Genomic DNA, 17,692 nt, shown 5'->3' on the forward strand with positions numbered 1-17,692 from the left:
CTTACTTCTTACTTTTTACCTCTTACTTCTTACTTATCACTTATCATATATTCAGCAATTTGTACTGCATTAGAAGCAGCACCTTTTCTTATGTTGTCAGCGACTACCCAAAGATTAAGACCGTTATTTATGCTGAAGTCCCTTCTTATTCTTCCAACATAAACTTCATCTGTTCCAGCAGCATCTATAGGCATTGGATAGATGTTGTTCTTAACATCATCACGTAAGATTATTCCTTTAGAGTTTTTATATAGTTCAAATATATCTTCTATATTATAGGAAGAATTAAGCTCTACGTTAATGCTTTCACTATGACCATAGTAAACTGGTACTCTAACTGTGGTTGCTGTAATCTTAAGTGAAGAATCCCCTAGAATCTTTTGAGTTTCATCAATCATTTTCTTTTCTTCCTTTGTGTATCCATTATCTAAAAATACATCAATATGAGGAAGTACATTGTAAGCTATTGGGTGAGGATACTTTTTAGGTTCTTCACCTTTTAATCCATTTTCTAGGTCAGAATATCCACCAAGCCCTGAACCAGAAACTGCTTGATAGGTTGAATATACTACTCTTTTAATACCGTAGGCATCATATAGAGGCTTTAAGGCTACTACTGCCTGAATAGTTGAGCAGTTTGGATTTGCAATTATGCCTTTATGCCATTTTATATCCTGTGGATTTACTTCTGGAACTACTAGTGGAACTTCAGAATTCATTCTCCAAGCACTGCTGTTATCTATTACTACAGCGTTATATTTAACAAAAATAGGCGCAAATTGTAGACTTGTATCTCCACCTGCTGAAAAGAGAGCAAAGTCTATTTGCTTGTTAGAGATATTTTCTTCTTTTAATTCTTCTACTATAATTTCACTGCCTTTATAGGATAGCTTGGTACCAGCAGAACGCTTTGAAGCATAGAAGTAAATGTTATTTATAGGAAAGTTTTTTTCCGCAAGTACTTCTATAAATTTTCTTCCTACCATTCCAGTAGCTCCAACTACTGCTACATTATATTTCATATGAATCACTCCTAAATATTTATTTTTATATGAATGTTTTAATAAGCATATACTGACACTTTATTTGGTAAATACAATACAGTATATGACTAAAAAATACAACTGTTAAAGTATTCTTTTACTACTTCTATATCATCAAAGTGTATTGTTCTATCGGATAGTATTTGATAATTTTCATGACCTTTTCCAGCTATAAGAACTACATCACTTGGACGTGCCATTTTTAAAGCATGTATAATTGCTGCTTTTCTATCTAGTATTTTTTCATAACTGCAGTTAGTATTTTTAATACCTTTTTCTACGTCTTCAATAATTTTTTCGGGAAGTTCAGTACGGGGATTATCAGAAGTTATGATGCAGTAATCTGCAAAGTTACCTGCTATATGACCCATAATTGGACGTTTGGTTTTATCTCTATCACCTCCGCAGCCAAATATTACATATAGTTTTCTGGGGTTAAATCTTCTAATGGCATCTAAAGTTTTTTCTAAGCTATCGGGTGTATGAGCGTAGTCTACAATAGCAAGGGGTGTATTATCCCTACACACACACTGAAAGCGACCTTTAATTCCTTCTAGCTGTGCAATGCCTTCAATAATAATATCTAAAGGGAGTCCAAGGAAGTAACAGGCTCCTATAGCTGCAAGAGCATTATATACATTAAACTCTGAGGGAATATTTAATTTAACTTCTTTTTCTACGCCGTGAAAATTTAAGGTGAAGCTTGTGCCAGTAATGGAGAATGACATATTTTTAGCAGAAATATCAGCAGGTGAATTAATACCGTAGGTTATAAAATCACAAGGGCAGTCTTTAATAAATTCCAAGGATACATCATCGTCCATATTTACTATTCCAAGTCTGCACAGACTGAAAAGCTTTTTCTTTGCTATTTTATAATTTTCCATAGTGCCATGCTCATCTAAATGATCTTGACTAAGATTGGTAAAGATGCCTATATCAAAGTCGCAGTTGTCTACTCTATGATTATCCAGTGCTGATGAGGTAACCTCCATCACTACATCATTTACATTTGCATCTGCCATTTCTTTAAAGCTTGCTTGAAGTTCCAGTGAATCAGGGGTGGTTGGGTTAGTTTTCTTTATGCTTAAGGGCTTGTCATCAATGGTATTTTCAATAGTGCTTATAACTCCTACTTTTCTGCCAGCATATTTCAATATACTAGAAATCATATATGTTATAGAGGTTTTGCCGTTAGTACCTGTAGTTCCAATAAGGTTGAATTTATTTGAAGGCTTATTGAAAAATATATTTGCCATTTGTGCCATAGCCTTACGGCCATTCTCAACTTTTATTACTGTAACATGAGATGGAATGTTTTCAATAAATCTTTCAACAACTAAAGCTGAAGCCCCTTTTTCAATTGCTTCTATGGCAAAACTATGTCTATCTAAAACCCGGCTTCTTGTGCAGATAAATAAAGAGTTGCTGCCTACATTTCTGGAATCCCAGCTTATTGTGTCCACTTCATTATTTACGTTTCCTTGAAGTGTTTCATAGTTTATGCCTTTTAATAAATCTATAATTTTCATTGGTTATATCTCCTTTATGCTGTCCTTTAATACTTACACTAATATTGTATTCTAAGTTTTTGCAAATTTTATTGCTTAATGTGCTATAAATATTGCAAAAAGTGCTATAATAAAAAAGTAGGTAAGAAGTAAAAGGTAAGAGGTAGAAGGAAGGTTTTTGTAGTGGAGAAAGAGCTTTCAGGGTATAAAAGAGGATATTTAAAAGAAGATTTTATATATTTTCATTTAAAAGATAAAAAGAGTATGGAATTTGAACTCCATTATCATGATTTTAATAAAATTATTATTACTTTGTCCGGCAAAGTTACCTATCTTGTTGAAGGTAAATCCTATAACTTAAAACCCTGGGACATACTTTTTGTAAGCTCTAATCAAGTTCATAAGGCTATAATAGCTTCTGAGGAAGTATATGAAAGAATAATTATATGGGTAAACCCTCAATTTATCGAAAAGCATAATAGGAGTGACTGTAACCTGTTAACCTGCTTTGAACTCACTTTACTTCAAAAGTTCAATATGCTTAGACTTACGAAGGAACCTTTAAATCAATTAAAACATACTTTAAATCAGCTTGAAGTAGCATGTAAAAGTAATGAGTTTGGAAGTCAAATACTAAAGAACTCCTTATTTCTACAGCTGTTGGTTCATTTAAATAGACTTATGCTGAGAAGCAGCGATTGGGTTATTAAGGACCAGATTTACTACGATAAGAATATAGAAGATATACTAAGTTATATAAATGAGAATATAAGAGAGAATATGAGTGTTGACAGTATAGCTGATAAGTTTTATATTAATAGGCACTACCTGATGCACAAGTTTAAAAAGGAAACGGGTTATACCATTCACAATTATATAGTCCAAAAGAAAATAGCTCTAGCCAGCAGTCTTATAATTCAAGGGGTAAGTATTATGGAGGTGTGTGAAACCTGTGGTTTTAATGACTATTCCAGCTTTGTAAGAGCATATAAAAAACAGTATGGACTGCCGCCTAAAAAACACTTTTCACTTCTTAAAAGTTTGGAGGAAGAATACAAAAGCAGGCATATTATATAGTTCATTGTCTATTAATTTTGTTTACAAAGTGTTTTCTTTTATGAGAGTGAAAAAAAATTAATATATGATATACTTTAATTATTATATTTAAAATTATCAATAATATATTAGAAATATATAAAGGTCCTAAATGGATTTTTAATAATAAATGTCGATAGCAGTCGACATGGATAGATATCACAGTGTTTGGAATGAAATGATGTAAAAGTCCTAAATGGATTTTTACGGACGTCCTACAGACGGGATGTCCGGTGTTTTCAATTGAAAGGAGAAAATATATGCAAAAATGTTCCGTTTGCAAAAAGAATGTTGCAACTATCTTTACAACAAAGATTGAAAATGGAAAACCTGAGACTGTTGGGTTATGTATTCCTTGTGCTCAAAAAATGGGTTTTCCTGTAATAGATCAGGTTATGCAGCAAGCAGGTATTTCAGAGGATGAGCTTGAGAGTATGACTGAACAGATGAATGGCATGCTTGAAAACATGGATAATGAAGAGGGGGATGAAAAAAATTCCCTTATGAATTTTATGAATAACATGTTTCCAGGTATAAATGGTTTAGGAAAAAAGGATGAAGAACTTGAAAGTATAGAAGAACCAGTTAATATAGATAAATCTGCTAACCTAAAAGAAGAATCAAAGGAAAAATCAAAGAAGGGTGGGTTTTTCAAGAAGAGAAAAAACCTTGATACCTATGGCATTAATTTAACTGAAAAGGCTAAGAGTGATGCAGTTGATAAAGTTATAGGAAGAAATAGAGAAATAGACAGAGTTATTCAGATACTAAACAGAAGAACTAAGAACAATCCTATATTGATAGGAGAGCCTGGAGTAGGTAAAACTGCAATTGCAGAGGGTTTGGCAGTTAGAATAGCTGAAAAGCAGGTTCCAGAAAAGCTGTTTGATGCAGAAGTATACCTTTTAGACTTAACTGCAATAGTGGCTGGTACTCAATTTAGAGGTCAATTTGAAGGAAGGATGAAATCAATTATAGATGAAGCTAAGGAATGCGGAAATATAATTCTTGTAATTGATGAAGTTCACAATATTATTGGTGCAGGAGAGGCCCAAGGTGGAGCTATGAATGCTGCTAATATATTAAAACCTGCTCTAGCTAGAGGAGAAATACAAATAATAGGGGCAACTACCTTAGAGGAATATAGAAAGTATATTGAAAAGGATTCTGCACTTGAAAGAAGATTTCAGCCTGTACTAGTAGAAGAACCAAATATACAAGATACTATTGAGATATTAAAAGGAATAAAGCATTACTATGAGGATTACCACAAGGTTAAAATTTCTAATGAAGTTATAGAATCAGCTGCTACTCTTTCAGAAAGATACATTAATGGCAGATTTCTTCCAGATAAGGCTATAGACGTAATAGACGAGGCTAGCTCAAGAGCAAATCTTAAAAATAAAGGTTTAGTTGAACTTAAAGCACTTAAGGAAGACCTAGATGCATTAAAGGAAGAAATTAAAACTGCAGCTGATAATACAGACTACGAAAAGGCAGCTGAGCTTAAGGTTGATGAATGTAAGCTTGAAGGCAAGATAGCAAAGATAGAAAAGGAATGCAGTGAGGTTGAACTAACTGTAGGTGATATTGCTTATGTTATAGAAGCTTGGACTAAGATACCAGTACAAAGCATTACAGAAGAAGAGGCTGATAAGCTGCTTCATTTAGAGGAAAGGCTCCATAAAAGAGTCATTGGACAGCAGGAGGCAATCACAGGAATATCAAGAGCAATTAGAAGAAACAGATTAGGATTCAGAATGAAAAAGAAACCAGCATCCTTTATATTTGTTGGGCCTACTGGAGTAGGTAAAACTGAACTTGCAAGGGCACTGGCTTCGGAGCTCTTTGGTAGTGAAGAAGCACTTATAAGAATAGATATGACTGAGTATATGGAAAAGCATACTGTATCTAAACTAATTGGAGCGCCTCCAGGATATGTAGGCTATGATGAAGGAGGGCAGCTTACTGAAAAAGTAAGAAGAAAGCCTTATTCAGTAATATTATTAGATGAAATAGAAAAGGCTCATCCAGACGTATTTAATATGCTGCTTCAAATACTTGAGGATGGAAGACTTACAGACAGCCAAGGAAGGACAGTTCATTTTGACAATACTGTAATAATTATGACCTCTAATGCAGGAACTAATTTTAAATCTAACGGCATAGGCTTTGCTCAAGAAGGCTATAATGCATTAGAGCATAGAGTAAAGGAAGCATTAAAAGAATACTTTAGACCAGAATTCTTAAATAGAGTAGATGAAACAATAGTATTCAAGAATCTTACTAAGGAAGAATTATATCAAATAATTGATTTAATGCTTAAGGAAGTAAAAGAAGAAGTTGGTGAGAAAAAGATTACTATTGAAGTAACAGGGGCAGTTAAAGAGTTTATACTAGATAAGGGCTATGATGAAAAATATGGCGCAAGACCTTTAAGAAGAACTATTCAGAGATATATTGAAGATGAAATTGCAGAACAATATCTTCTTAAGAAAATTAATGAAGGGTCTCATGTAAAAGTTGATTTAATTGATGATAAAATTGTTTTAATGTAAGTGAGTTTAAAATATCAGCAAATGATTATAGTTTGCTGATATTTTTTTACTATATCAATATAATTGATTATATTGATATAGTAAAAATTTACAAATAAGTACTAAGTATGGTAAAATTAAAGAAAAAAGCAGGAGAGTGTTTATGAGGTTATTTGTGTGGTTAGTTATCATATTTATATTGGGGATAGCCTGTACTAGAAACTTCAATAATAGCTGCAGCTTAGCTAAGGTAAAAAAACTCTACAGCAGAAAGCAATACTTTGAAGCATTAGAGTGTGTGGAAAGAGCTATTGAAAGCAATCCTGAGAATTTTATGCTTTACAACGAAAAGGGATGCATACTTGTCAATCTAGGAAAGGCTGAGGAAGCACTGGAATGTATTGAAAAGGCAATTGCTTTAAAATCTGATGATAATGGACCTTATAATAATAAAGCTTGGGCACTATACGAACTGGGAAGGTTTGAAGAATCTTTAGAATTTAGTAATAAGTCTTTAAAAATTAATTCAAAAGATTATTTTCCCCATGTTAATAAAGGAAATTCACTTCTTGCTCTTGGAAAATATGAAGAAGCAATAGATGCTTATGAAGGTGCGCTAATTCTTGATAAAAATGGGGCTTTTGCATTGTATGGAAAAGGGCTTGCTGAATTTTATGTGGAAAAGTATGAAGCTTGTGTGGAAACTTTTAAGAGATATGTAGGGGTAGGAGAGAGTAAAGAAGATGCTTATTGCTACATAATAAAAGCACTTAACTACATAGGCGAATATCAGGAGCTAATAAAGTTTTGTGATAGGCTTTTCAAACTGAATTCAGGCATACATTGGGCATATTTAGCCAAGGGAGATGCACTATGTTATTTGGGGAAATTCAAGGAGGGACTTGAACTTTTTGATAAGGCTATACAACTTAGACCTGATTATGCAGAAGCTTATTATTATAAATGCAGAATTCTTGCACTTTTCAGGTGTATAGACGAGGCGATGAAAGAATTGAAGCTAGCAGTTAAGCTGGATGATAGTTATAAACAAATTGCTTTAGAGGATGATTTTTTAAACAATATTAAAGTATTTAGCGAATTTAGAAAGATTGTATTAGAGTAAAGTAAAAACACCCAACAATGGGCGTTTTTACTTTTTATTTTTTCTTAGTGGTACTTCTAAGATCGGACATCCATTCATACATTTGTTCTATAGTCATAGAAGAGTTGTTTATTTTTTCATTTATATCATCTAGTTTTTCTGATAGTTCAAAAAGACCCGATTCTACATCCATTATTTTCAGCTGTTCATAAGAAACCTGATTTCCATCTTTATCTACATAAATGCTTTCAGGAGGGTTTCCACATTCAGTACATTTAATATACATCTTACCTGTGCCTTTGTCATTAAAAGCTTTAAAGCTTTCATTATCACATTTTGAACATTTAGGAAGGATAATATGATTTAGACTATCCAGACTATAGTTAAAGGATGTACTGCATTCAGTACAAGTAAGAATTAGCTTATCATCTTCGGTATTTACTTTAAATTTATTGCCGTTGCAGCCCTTTTCTGCACAAACTACTGTAATTATCAACATAACCACCTCCCATATTCTATATTCACAAACAGTGAAATTTATTACTATATTTATTATCTATTCTAGGAAATTATAGCTTTATATGGTGAGATTATTTAGAAAAATATTAACCCCTTGAAACACATGTAACAAGGGGATTGGATTATGAATAAATATCAGAAAACTCAATTCTTATTCTTTCAACTGCAGAGTTATTAAGTTTAGTAGTTTCAATATTGGAACATTGACAATCTTGAACAATCTTTATAGGTAATTGGATTACAAATTCAGTACCATTTCCATAAGTACTATTTACAGTTATATTGCCTTGATGTAATTCCACCAATGATTTTACTAGCGATAATCCTATACCGCTTCCTTCTATGTTTCTAGCAAGGGATTTATCCACCTGTCTAAACCTGTCAAAAACTAAGTTTAGTTTATCTGATGGAATTCCTACACCGTTGTCCTTAACGGATATATAAAAACTGTCATCTGTTTCAAATAGTTTAACTAAAATAGTTCCTCCAGCTTTAGTAAATTTAACTGCATTGGATAGAAGATTTAATATTATCCTCTCAATTTTATCAGAATCTATAGCCATAATTCTTTCTTCTACTTCAGTATCAAAGATTAATGATATAGATTTTTGCTCAATATATTCAGCTACAGAAAGGGTTATATCTTCAATTGTGCTAACTATGTTTTTGTTTTCTAGATAAACTTCGTAGTATCCAGCATCTATTTTAGAAATATCAATTAAATTGTTTACCAGGCGTAGTAATCTAAGGCAATTTTGCCTAATTATTTTTTCGTATTTATCAAATTTACTTATATCTGAATTGCCTTCATTTCTATATAGATCTATAACTTGAATAGCTCCAAGAATTACATTTAATGGTGTCCTAAGCTCATGAGAAATATTTGCAAAGAATTCTGTTCTAAGATTTTCAAAGGCAATAGATTCATCTAATAATCTGGATTTCTCTTCACTTTCTACTAATTTCTTTTCTGAAATTTTGTTCTCGGTGATGTCATGAGCTATAACAGAAACAAAGCCAGCTTCACAGGTATAAATGGAGCCAGATAACCATTTACCGAACACATTAAAATATTCTTCGAATTTCAAACCTTCACCAGTGCTGCATACCAGTGCACAGGTATTTATTAAGTTTTCTAAGTCGGGACTAGCATTAGGAAAAAGATCTCTAAGTGTTTTTCCTAAAACATAGTCTTTTTTGTAATTAATAATCATTGAAAAACTATAATTGATATCTTCATGTATAAAATCTATAATATTATTTTCATCATTATAAACTGCCTTAAGGTATACAAAACCATCCAGCATATTGTCTATTATTGCTCTATATCTATCATTTACAGTAATAGCCCCATCTAACAAGTATAATTCCCCCTTTAATATAATGAATCACTTTAGCATTAGTAAAAATTACCCATAGTTATAATTTTACATTAAAATTTTGAGATATTCTATACCAAAATACGAAATAGTGTGAAGATTACGACTATCATATTTAAGCAATTTGATATTTATACAATGATTGTTAAAGTTTGTAAGTTTATATTGACACGAACATATGTTTGATGTACTATATACTTAATAAGTATAAAATTTAATTTGTTGGCGGTATGAGAAAAATAGGGAGGCGTTTTTATGATTGAACATATTTTAAAAGCTTCTTTAGAGAGGAATATGATTATAACAATCATATATCAAAAGGGAGGAGAAATAACCATTAGAAATATTAAGGTTCTGGATTTAGAAAAAGAGCATATAAAGGCGTACTGCTACCTTAGAAAAGAAAAGAGAATCTTTAAAAAAGAGAATATTTTGTCTGCAGCCTTTTTTAGTTCAAACACTCTTAAGGATATTAATATCTAAAGTATTTATAATTAAAAATTAATAGTCTGTTCATTTTTTTTAAGCACTTTTGGGCATAATAACCTTGTAAAAATTATGGAACATAATGCTAGATTTGGAGGTTGAAGCTCTAGTTAACCTCTAACAGGCAATGAAAGGAGAAAAAAATGAAAAGACAAATCGCAAAAAAGATTGGAGTGGTTACTTTAACTTTAGCAATAGGGGTAAGTTCTTCTGCTTTTGCTCAAGAGAAGAAACCAAATACTAATCAGGATGGAACACAAAAGAACATAGAAATTAAAAAAGACTGTAATGATTGTAACAAAAAACATGGTAGAGCACATATGAAGCATAATAAAGTCTTCGAAAAGATGGGTATAAAGAAAGAAGATATTGAAAATGCTAAAAAGTCAGGAAAGACTATGTTTGACTTAGCTAAAGAAAAAGGCTATACTGAAGCACAAGTTAAAGAGATGATAATAAAGGATAGAACTGAGGCTATAAATAAAGCTGTTGAAAGTGGTAAACTCAAAAAAGAAGAAGCTGAAGTTAAAATTGTAAATATGAAAGAAAAGGTTACTAAATGGGATGGAACTATTAAGGATCATAAATCAGAACATAAGCAAAATAGTAATCAATAGTAGAATTTTTAGAGTGGGATTAAATACCCACTCTTAGTTTATAAAATTGAGTCTGGCAATAATGACTCATAAATAAAATATTATTACTATAGTAAGGGGATGGAAGTATGATTGTTTTTAGAAAATTAACTCACGAAGACTATGATGATATTGTGGATATTTCAAAGAATATATGGGGAGGCGGAGATTATCTTCCGATGGTATTCCATAAATGGGTAGATGATAAAGGATTTTTCTTAGGGGCTGTTGATAGTGATAAAAATAAGGTAGTAGCAGTGGATAAGTTTTCAATTCTACCAGATGGTACTGGATGGCTAGAAGGTTTAAGAGTACATATTGACTACAGGGGACAAAAGATTGGGAGAGATATTGCAGAGGAAACCTTAAGGATAGCAAAAGAACTATTAAAGGAAGGTAGAGTTAATAAATTAGCCTTTGCCACACATATTTCAAATATTGAAAGCAAAACTATGATGGAAAAGAGAAACTTTGTAGCAAAAGAAGCACAAATATTGGCTACAAGGGAGACTCAAAGTTTAGACAGCTCACTTTCTCTTAATAATTTTAAAATTGAACCTTGGGACATATCCTATGAACAGTTTAAGCATATTTCTTATTTAAAAAGGAGAAATGGACTTTTACCTTTGGCCTTTGTTTTTCAGGAAGTAACAGAGGAGTTATATGAGCAAATTAAGGAAGAAGAAGGCTTCATAAAAATTAATGGACATCCAGGTATATTTAAATATAAAGGGGAACCTAATTTTGTTGCAGTTGAAGATACTTTTGAAGGAATAGATACCTTTATGAATTATAGTCTTTTAAAGTATGGCAATGAAGTAAAGGAAGTATATACTCCAGTTTTGACTGATGATATTGAGCTAATTAAAAAGCTAAAAGAAAATAACTATACATCTTGGTATCAGTGGCAGCCAGATTATCTTTATTACATATATAATGGCCAATAGAAAAATTAGAAGAATAAATTGTTAATTATAAATAAAGCCTGAAAATATCACTAAAATAGTATATATTCAGGCTTTACTTTATGGTAAAATATAAGAAATATGGAAAAATAATGGACAAAAAGTTATTTTTGCTGGTTTTGTGGTGCTTGATGTACATAAAAGCCGCCATTAAATACTTTAGGGTTATAAAGTATTTCTGTATTTTGAAAATAAATTGTATGTTTTGCAGTAACTATAAAGGTAATACCATCTACTTTTATTACCTCATCTTCAGATCGGCGTTCATCCAGAACAAGGCCTAATGCAGGCTTGCTTCAGCCAAAAGCTAGTACTTTTAATCTTATTACTCTATTTTGAGAAGAGTTTATTAGATTTTTTAAAGCAGCTTTAGCTTCTTCATTAAATATTATATTCATTAAAATCACTCCTATCTTATATGTATTGCATTTTCATTTAATATTTCTTTTGACAAAAGAAAATACTCTCAATAATATTTTAATCCTATGTAGAAAATTTTATCATAAAATATTTAATTGCGTAATAATTGTTACCGATTTTATTAGCTTAAGTTGATATGATGTTATTGTGATGAACAGGAAAAATTCAGAGCATGAAAGTACTTTAAATGCTACATAAATCTAAAATAATAAGAGCCAAAGGCTCGCTGAGATAATAAGGAGGGTTCTATTAATGAGTATGTTTTGTTATCAATGCCAAGAGACAGCAGGTGGAAAAGCTTGTACAATGAGAGGGGTTTGTGGTAAGACATCTGACCTTGCTAACCTACAAGACCTATTAATGTATGTTTTAAAAGGAATATCTGTTGCTAATGTAAAAGCAAGAGAGCTAGGGGTAAATAGACCAGAAACTGATAAATTCGTATTTGACGGATTATTCATGACTATAACAAATGCTAACTGGGATAAAGCTAGATTCCTTAACGCAGTTAGAGCTGGATTAAAGCTAAGAGATGAAATAGTAGAAGCAGTTGTTAATGCTGGTGGAAAGATCCAAAGTAATTATGAAGGTTTAACATGGAATGGCTCATCCGATGCAGAATTAGAAGTTAAGGCTGAATCAGGAGATGTAAGCATTCTTCAAACTAAGGATGAAGATATAAGATCTTTAAGAGAATTATTAACTTATGGATTAAAAGGAATGGCTGCTTATGCAGAACACGCATATAACCTAGGTTTTAATGATAATGGCGTATTTGAATTTATGCAAAGAGGACTTGCAGCTACAACTGATGATAAACTAGGTGTAAATGAATATGTAGCAATAGTTTTAGAGTGTGGAAAATATGGCGTAGATGCTATGGCATTACTAGATAAAGCTAATACTACAGCTTATGGTAACCCAGAAATGACAAAGGTAAATATAGGGGTAAGAAATAACCCAGCAATACTTGTAAGCGGACATGATTTAAAAGATTTAGAGATATTATTAGCTCAAACAGAAGGAACTGGAGTAGATGTATATACTCACTCAGAAATGCTTCCAGCACACTACTATCCAGCATTTAAGAAGTACAGTCATTTTGCAGGAAATTACGGAAATGCATGGTGGTTACAGGATAAAGAATTTGAAAGCTTTAATGGACCAATACTAATGACAACAAATTGTATTGTACCTCCAAAGGATTCCTATAAGAGCAGAATGTTCACAACAGGAGCAACAGGAGTAGAAGGCGTTAAGCATATAGATAAGAAGGCAGATGGATCAAAAGATTTCTCAGAAATAATAGCTCTAGCAAAAACTTTACCAGCTCCAACAGAAATAGAAAGCGGAGAAATACTAGGCGGATTTGCTCATGCACAAGTATTAGCATTAGCTGATCAAGTGGTAGAGGCAGTTAAAACTGGTGCTATTAAGAAGTTCTTTGTAATGGCAGGCTGCGACGGAAGAATGAAGAGCAGAAACTACTATACAGAATTTGCAGAAAAGCTTCCAAAGGATACAGTCATATTAACAGCAGGATGTGCTAAATATAAATACAACAAGCTAAACCTTGGAGACATCAACGGAATTCCAAGAGTATTAGATGCAGGACAATGTAATGACTCTTACTCTTTAGCTGTAATTGCATTAAAGCTAAAAGAAGTATTTGGTCTTGAAAATATTAATGAATTGCCAATAGCTTATAACATTGCTTGGTATGAGCAAAAGGCTGTAATAGTATTACTAGCATTACTACACTTAGGTGTTAAGAATATTCACTTAGGACCAACACTACCAGGATTCCTTTCTCCAAATGTAACTAAGGTATTAGTAGAAAACTTTGGAATTGGCGGAATAACAAACGTAGATGATGATATGAAGATGTTCATGGAAATGTAATTAACAATAAGCGCACACATAATACAGTTTCATATCCCCTTTTAAGGCCTCCTAAATTTAGGAGGCTTTTTTTCTTTACTTTTTGCATCATAGCTTTATAATAGAATATAACTAATGTAAAGGTTTAAATAATGACAAAAATATGGATTGGGGGAGATTTTATGACAAAATTTGTTGAACTCAAGGCAAAGGACTTAGTTTTAAATTTTCCACAGCTGCCTGCTTTTAAAACCACTGAAGATATTGAGCCCTATAAGAGCATAATAGGCCAAAAGAGGGCAGAAAAGTCTATAGAACTAGGACTAAAGATGAATAAAAAGGGCTATAATATTTTTATTTCTGGTCACAGCGGCACTGGTAAGACTGGTTACATTGTGAGAAAGATTGAAGAATACGCAAAAAATCTTCCAGCGCCAGAGGATTGGTGTTATGTTTATAATTTTGAAGATTCTAATATACCTTTAGCTATTCCTCTAAAAACCGGTACAGCAAATAAGTTTAAAGAGGATGTGGCGGAATTTATAAAATATCTTTTCAAGGAAGTTCCTACTTTTTTTAATTCTCAAAACTATGAAAAAGAAAAAAGTAAGCTCATGGATAAATACGAAGATGAGATAGTGAAGCTTTCTGATTATCTTGAAGAGGAAGCAACGAAGAAGAATTTTAACATTAAGGAAACTCCCACTGGTGAGTTTGTTTTCATCCCAATGATAGGTGATAAAGAGATGGAAACTGAAGATTATAATAAGCTTACACAGGAACAGAAGGAAAAAGTTAATAGTTCTATAGGGGAACTAAGAATGCTTTCTGTAGATATAATTAAGAATACTAGAAAATTATCCAAAAGGATGGAAGAAGAACTAAAGGCTTTAGATAATAAAATTGCTGAAACTATAATAAAGCAAAAAATTTCATACCTTTTTGAAAACTATGGATTAAATGATAAGGTTAGAAGATATATTGAACAGCTTAAAAAGGATATTATACAGAATATAGGAGCCTTTCTTGAGAATGAAGAGCAAGAAAAAAAGGATAAGGAGCTTGAAAAACTATTCTTTAGAAGATACGAAGTTAATGTTTTAGTATGCAATAGTGAAGACAAAGGAGCTCCAGTAATCTTTGCTGATTCTGCGGAGTATGGAAGCCTTCTTGGAAAGGTAGAGTATGAAAATAAGCTTGGAAATTTAATTACTGATTTTTCACTAATAAAGCCAGGGTGCTTGCATCAAGCTAATGGTGGATACTTAATTATAAAAGCCCATGAATTATTTTCGAGTCCAAAGTCTTGGGAAGCTCTAAAGAAGTGTATAAACTTAGAAGTTATTAATATTGAAAATTTCAAGCACGACGTAGATATGCTGCCCATTATTACTCTAAATCCAGAAAGTATACCTTTAAAAGTAAAAGTAATTCTTCTGGGAAGCAATATGCTTTATTCAATGCTGTTAGAAAGGGATTTGGAGTTCGAGAAGTTATTTAAGATAAAAGCTGAGTTTGATAGCGAAATAGAAAATGAAGAAAATAATATTTGCAACTTGGTGGGCTTTCTTTCAAATTATGTTAAGCAGAATGATTTAAGGCATATAACAAAGGCTGGAATAAGCGAACTTTTAAGATATTCTTCAAGACTTGCAGAGAGCAGAAATTATTTTTCGGCATCAATGAGCAAGCTTATGCAGATTGTTGATCTAGCTGATTATTATGCAGCTTCTGAGGATTCAAAGCTTATAGACAGAGAGCATATAAAAAGTGCTATGTTGGAAACTGAAGCTATGCATGGTTTAGTTAGAAAAAAGGTTCTTAATATGTATGAAACTAGAAAATATGTTGTTGAACTAAAGGGAAGTAAGATTGGACAAATTAATGGCCTTTCTGTATCTAATTATGGTGACTGTGTTGTTGGACAGCAGCATAGAATAACTGTTAACACTTATGCAGGTAAAAAAGGTGTAGTTAATATTGAAAGAGAAACTGAAATGAGCGGCAGTATTCATGATAAAGGGATCATGATACTTTCAGGCTTTGTAGGAGAATTATTAGGTCAGGACACAAGAATTTCCTTTAACGCCAGCATAGCCTTTGAGCAGCTTTACTCTGGGATAGAGGGGGATAGTGCTTCTGCAGCTGAACTACTAGCGTTATTATCTAGTCTTTCAGATATTCCTCTAAAGCAAAGTCTAGCTATTACTGGATCTGTAAATCAAAAGGGAGAAATACAGCCAATAGGTGGAGTTAATGAAAAAATAGAAGGTTATTTTGATATTTGCTCCATATTTGGTCTTGACGGTTCTCATGGAGTTATAATACCAGTTACTAATGTGGATGATCTTATTTTGAATGATAAGATAATAAATGCAGTGGATAGTGGATTATTCCATATATACTCAGTAGCAAGCATAGAACAGTGCCTTGAAATTCTATGCGATTATAAATTTACTAGTAGGACATCGCCTAAGCTTATAAAGGAAATTAAGGACAGAATAATTCAAAAGCTTACACGATATAATCAAATTTTAAAAGAGAGTTAAAAAAAACTCTACGGCAAAGCCGTAGAGTTTTTTTATGCATGAGATTTTAAAACAAAAAATTAGTAGTTGCATTACATATATAAGATTTTAAAATACACAGATTTTTTCGAATAATGCATTTAGGATAATGCAAAAATCAATTGACCGAATTGTCAAATAGTGTGACCGATTATGCAAAGTAAAAACAAGTACCCTGTGCTAATCTATTAATGAAATCAATTACAAATAAATTTGTGATGTAAGGGGGAAATAGTATGAATTTAAAAAAGATAGTTGCCTTAGTTATTAGTACTACTATCGCAGCATCTATTCTTGGTGGTTGTAGTCAAGCTACTAGCAGTAACAAGGGTGAAAAAGGAAAAGTAACTTTAGTTTATGGTATTTGGGACAAAAATCAAGAACCTGTAATGAGACAAATAGCAGATAAGTTCCAAGAGAGCCACCCCAATATTAAGGTGGACATTCAGCTTACTCCATACAAACAGTATTGGACAAAACTTGAGACTGAGGCAACGGGGGGGAATCTTCCGGATGTATTTTGGATGAATGGCCCTAATATTGCTAAATACGCTTCTGGCAACATGCTATTACCTATATCAGACAAAGTTAAAAAGGACAATTTGAGTCTTGAGGATTTTCCTAAATCCCTAGTGGATTTATATACAATTGACAGTAAATTATACGGAATTCCTAAGGACTGGGATACTACAGCAGTATGGTACAATAAAAAGCTATTTGATGAAGCTAAGGTTCCTTATCCAAACAGCAGCTGGGACTGGAATACAATGAGAGAAATAGCTAAAAAATTGACAAATAAATCTAAGGGTATATATGGTGTAGCAGCAGCACAAGATGATCAGCAGGGCTATTATAATACAATTTTGCAAGCTGGAGGATTTATAATTTCAGAGGATAGAAAGAAATCAGGATATGATCAGCCAGGTGGGGTCGAAGGTATACAATGCTGGCTAGATTTAATCAAGGATGGTTCTTCACCTACAGCACAGCAGATGACAGAAACTTCAGCTCAAGATTTGTTCTCATCAGGAAAGGTTGCTATGACCTTCCAAGGCTCATGGATGATACCACAATTTTTAAAGAATGATCAAATAAAAGATAATATAGATTTAGTTTCAATGCCAAAAATAAATAAAAATGCAGCAATAATACATGGTCTTAGTAATGTAATTTATACAAAGACAAAGCATGCAGATGAAGCATGGGAATTTGTAAAATTCTTATCAAGTAAAGATGCTAATGAAATGGTTGCAAAATCAGGTGTTGTAATCCCTGCATATAAGCCAGCCCTTCAAATATTGCTGGATTCCTATAAAAATGTAAACTTAAAAGCTTATACAGATGAACTAGATTATTCTGTAATGTATCCTGTATCAAAGAATACATCTAAGTGGGTTACTATACAGGATGAAAATCTTAAAAAGGCATGGGCAGGAGAAATTTCAGCAGCTGATGCATGCAAAGCTATAGCGGATGGAATGAATAAGGCATTACAGGAAGAAAAGTAATATAAATACAGTCGGCACTATTATAGTATTAGTGCTGACTGTTG

Annotated in this window: 13 protein-coding genes; 9 read left to right on the forward strand and 4 right to left on the reverse strand. The window is 32.4% G+C overall.

Annotation, left to right across the window (positions count from 1 at the left end):
* Positions 1-29: 29 nt before the first annotated feature.
* Together bsdE14_RS15400 and bsdE14_RS15405 are read right to left on the reverse strand one after the other, a co-directional pair.
* Entirely contained in the window at positions 30-1,022 is a 993-nt protein-coding gene (locus bsdE14_RS15400) for an aspartate-semialdehyde dehydrogenase (RefSeq protein ID WP_264850887.1), read from the reverse strand.
* 89 nt (positions 1,023-1,111) lie between these two features.
* Positions 1,112-2,575, reverse strand: a complete 1,464-nt coding sequence (locus bsdE14_RS15405) for a UDP-N-acetylmuramoyl-L-alanyl-D-glutamate--2,6-diaminopimelate ligase (RefSeq protein ID WP_264850889.1) — start codon at positions 2,573-2,575, stop codon at positions 1,112-1,114.
* A 162-nt stretch (positions 2,576-2,737) separates the two neighbouring features.
* Here bsdE14_RS15405 and bsdE14_RS15410 point away from each other — a divergent pair, with 162 nt between their 5' ends.
* The 3 genes from bsdE14_RS15410 to bsdE14_RS15420 all read left to right on the forward strand — a co-directional run bounded on the left by bsdE14_RS15410 (position 2,738) and on the right by bsdE14_RS15420 (position 7,309).
* Complete coding sequence (locus tag bsdE14_RS15410; protein WP_264850890.1) at positions 2,738-3,631, forward strand: AraC family transcriptional regulator; 894 nt, start codon at positions 2,738-2,740, stop codon at positions 3,629-3,631.
* A gap of 278 nt (positions 3,632-3,909) precedes the next feature.
* Complete coding sequence (locus bsdE14_RS15415) at positions 3,910-6,207, forward strand: ATP-dependent Clp protease ATP-binding subunit (RefSeq protein WP_264850892.1); 2,298 nt, start codon at positions 3,910-3,912, stop codon at positions 6,205-6,207.
* A gap of 142 nt (positions 6,208-6,349) precedes the next feature.
* A complete protein-coding gene (locus tag bsdE14_RS15420) occupies positions 6,350-7,309 on the forward strand; it encodes a tetratricopeptide repeat protein (RefSeq protein ID WP_264850894.1) in 960 nt (319 codons plus the stop codon).
* Between the two features lie 34 nt (positions 7,310-7,343).
* Here bsdE14_RS15420 and bsdE14_RS15425 read toward each other — a convergent pair whose 3' ends face one another.
* Both bsdE14_RS15425 and bsdE14_RS15430 read right to left on the reverse strand, forming a co-directional pair.
* Complete coding sequence (locus bsdE14_RS15425; RefSeq protein ID WP_264850895.1) at positions 7,344-7,787, reverse strand: hypothetical protein; 444 nt, start codon at positions 7,785-7,787, stop codon at positions 7,344-7,346.
* Between the two features lie 142 nt (positions 7,788-7,929).
* Positions 7,930-9,168, reverse strand: coding sequence for a sensor histidine kinase (locus bsdE14_RS15430; protein ID WP_264850896.1), 1,239 nt, complete (start codon positions 9,166-9,168; stop codon positions 7,930-7,932).
* Between the two features lie 273 nt (positions 9,169-9,441).
* On the opposite strand from bsdE14_RS15430, the gene bsdE14_RS15435 reads away from it, so the two are divergent.
* From bsdE14_RS15435 to bsdE14_RS15460, 6 genes are all read left to right on the forward strand, one after another.
* A complete protein-coding gene (locus tag bsdE14_RS15435; RefSeq protein ID WP_264850897.1) occupies positions 9,442-9,669 on the forward strand; it encodes a hypothetical protein in 228 nt (75 codons plus the stop codon).
* Positions 9,670-9,815: 146 nt separating this feature from the next.
* Entirely contained in the window at positions 9,816-10,289 is a 474-nt protein-coding gene (locus bsdE14_RS15440; protein WP_264850898.1) for a hypothetical protein, read from the forward strand.
* A gap of 107 nt (positions 10,290-10,396) precedes the next feature.
* Positions 10,397-11,254 (forward strand): GNAT family N-acetyltransferase, encoded by an 858-nt coding sequence (locus bsdE14_RS15445; protein ID WP_264850899.1) that lies wholly within the window; start codon positions 10,397-10,399, stop codon positions 11,252-11,254.
* A 690-nt stretch (positions 11,255-11,944) separates the two neighbouring features.
* A complete protein-coding gene (gene hcp, locus bsdE14_RS15450) occupies positions 11,945-13,594 on the forward strand; it encodes a hydroxylamine reductase (protein WP_264850900.1) in 1,650 nt (549 codons plus the stop codon).
* A 161-nt stretch (positions 13,595-13,755) separates the two neighbouring features.
* A complete protein-coding gene (locus bsdE14_RS15455; RefSeq protein ID WP_264850901.1) occupies positions 13,756-16,122 on the forward strand; it encodes a Lon protease family protein in 2,367 nt (788 codons plus the stop codon).
* Between the two features lie 254 nt (positions 16,123-16,376).
* Positions 16,377-17,648, forward strand: a complete 1,272-nt coding sequence (locus bsdE14_RS15460) for an ABC transporter substrate-binding protein (RefSeq protein WP_264850902.1) — start codon at positions 16,377-16,379, stop codon at positions 17,646-17,648.
* Positions 17,649-17,692 lie beyond the last annotated feature (44 nt).

It is taken from the genome of Clostridium omnivorum (assembly GCF_026012015.1).
In the GTDB taxonomy this organism is placed as follows: domain Bacteria; phylum Bacillota; class Clostridia; order Clostridiales; family Clostridiaceae; genus Clostridium_AX; species Clostridium_AX omnivorum.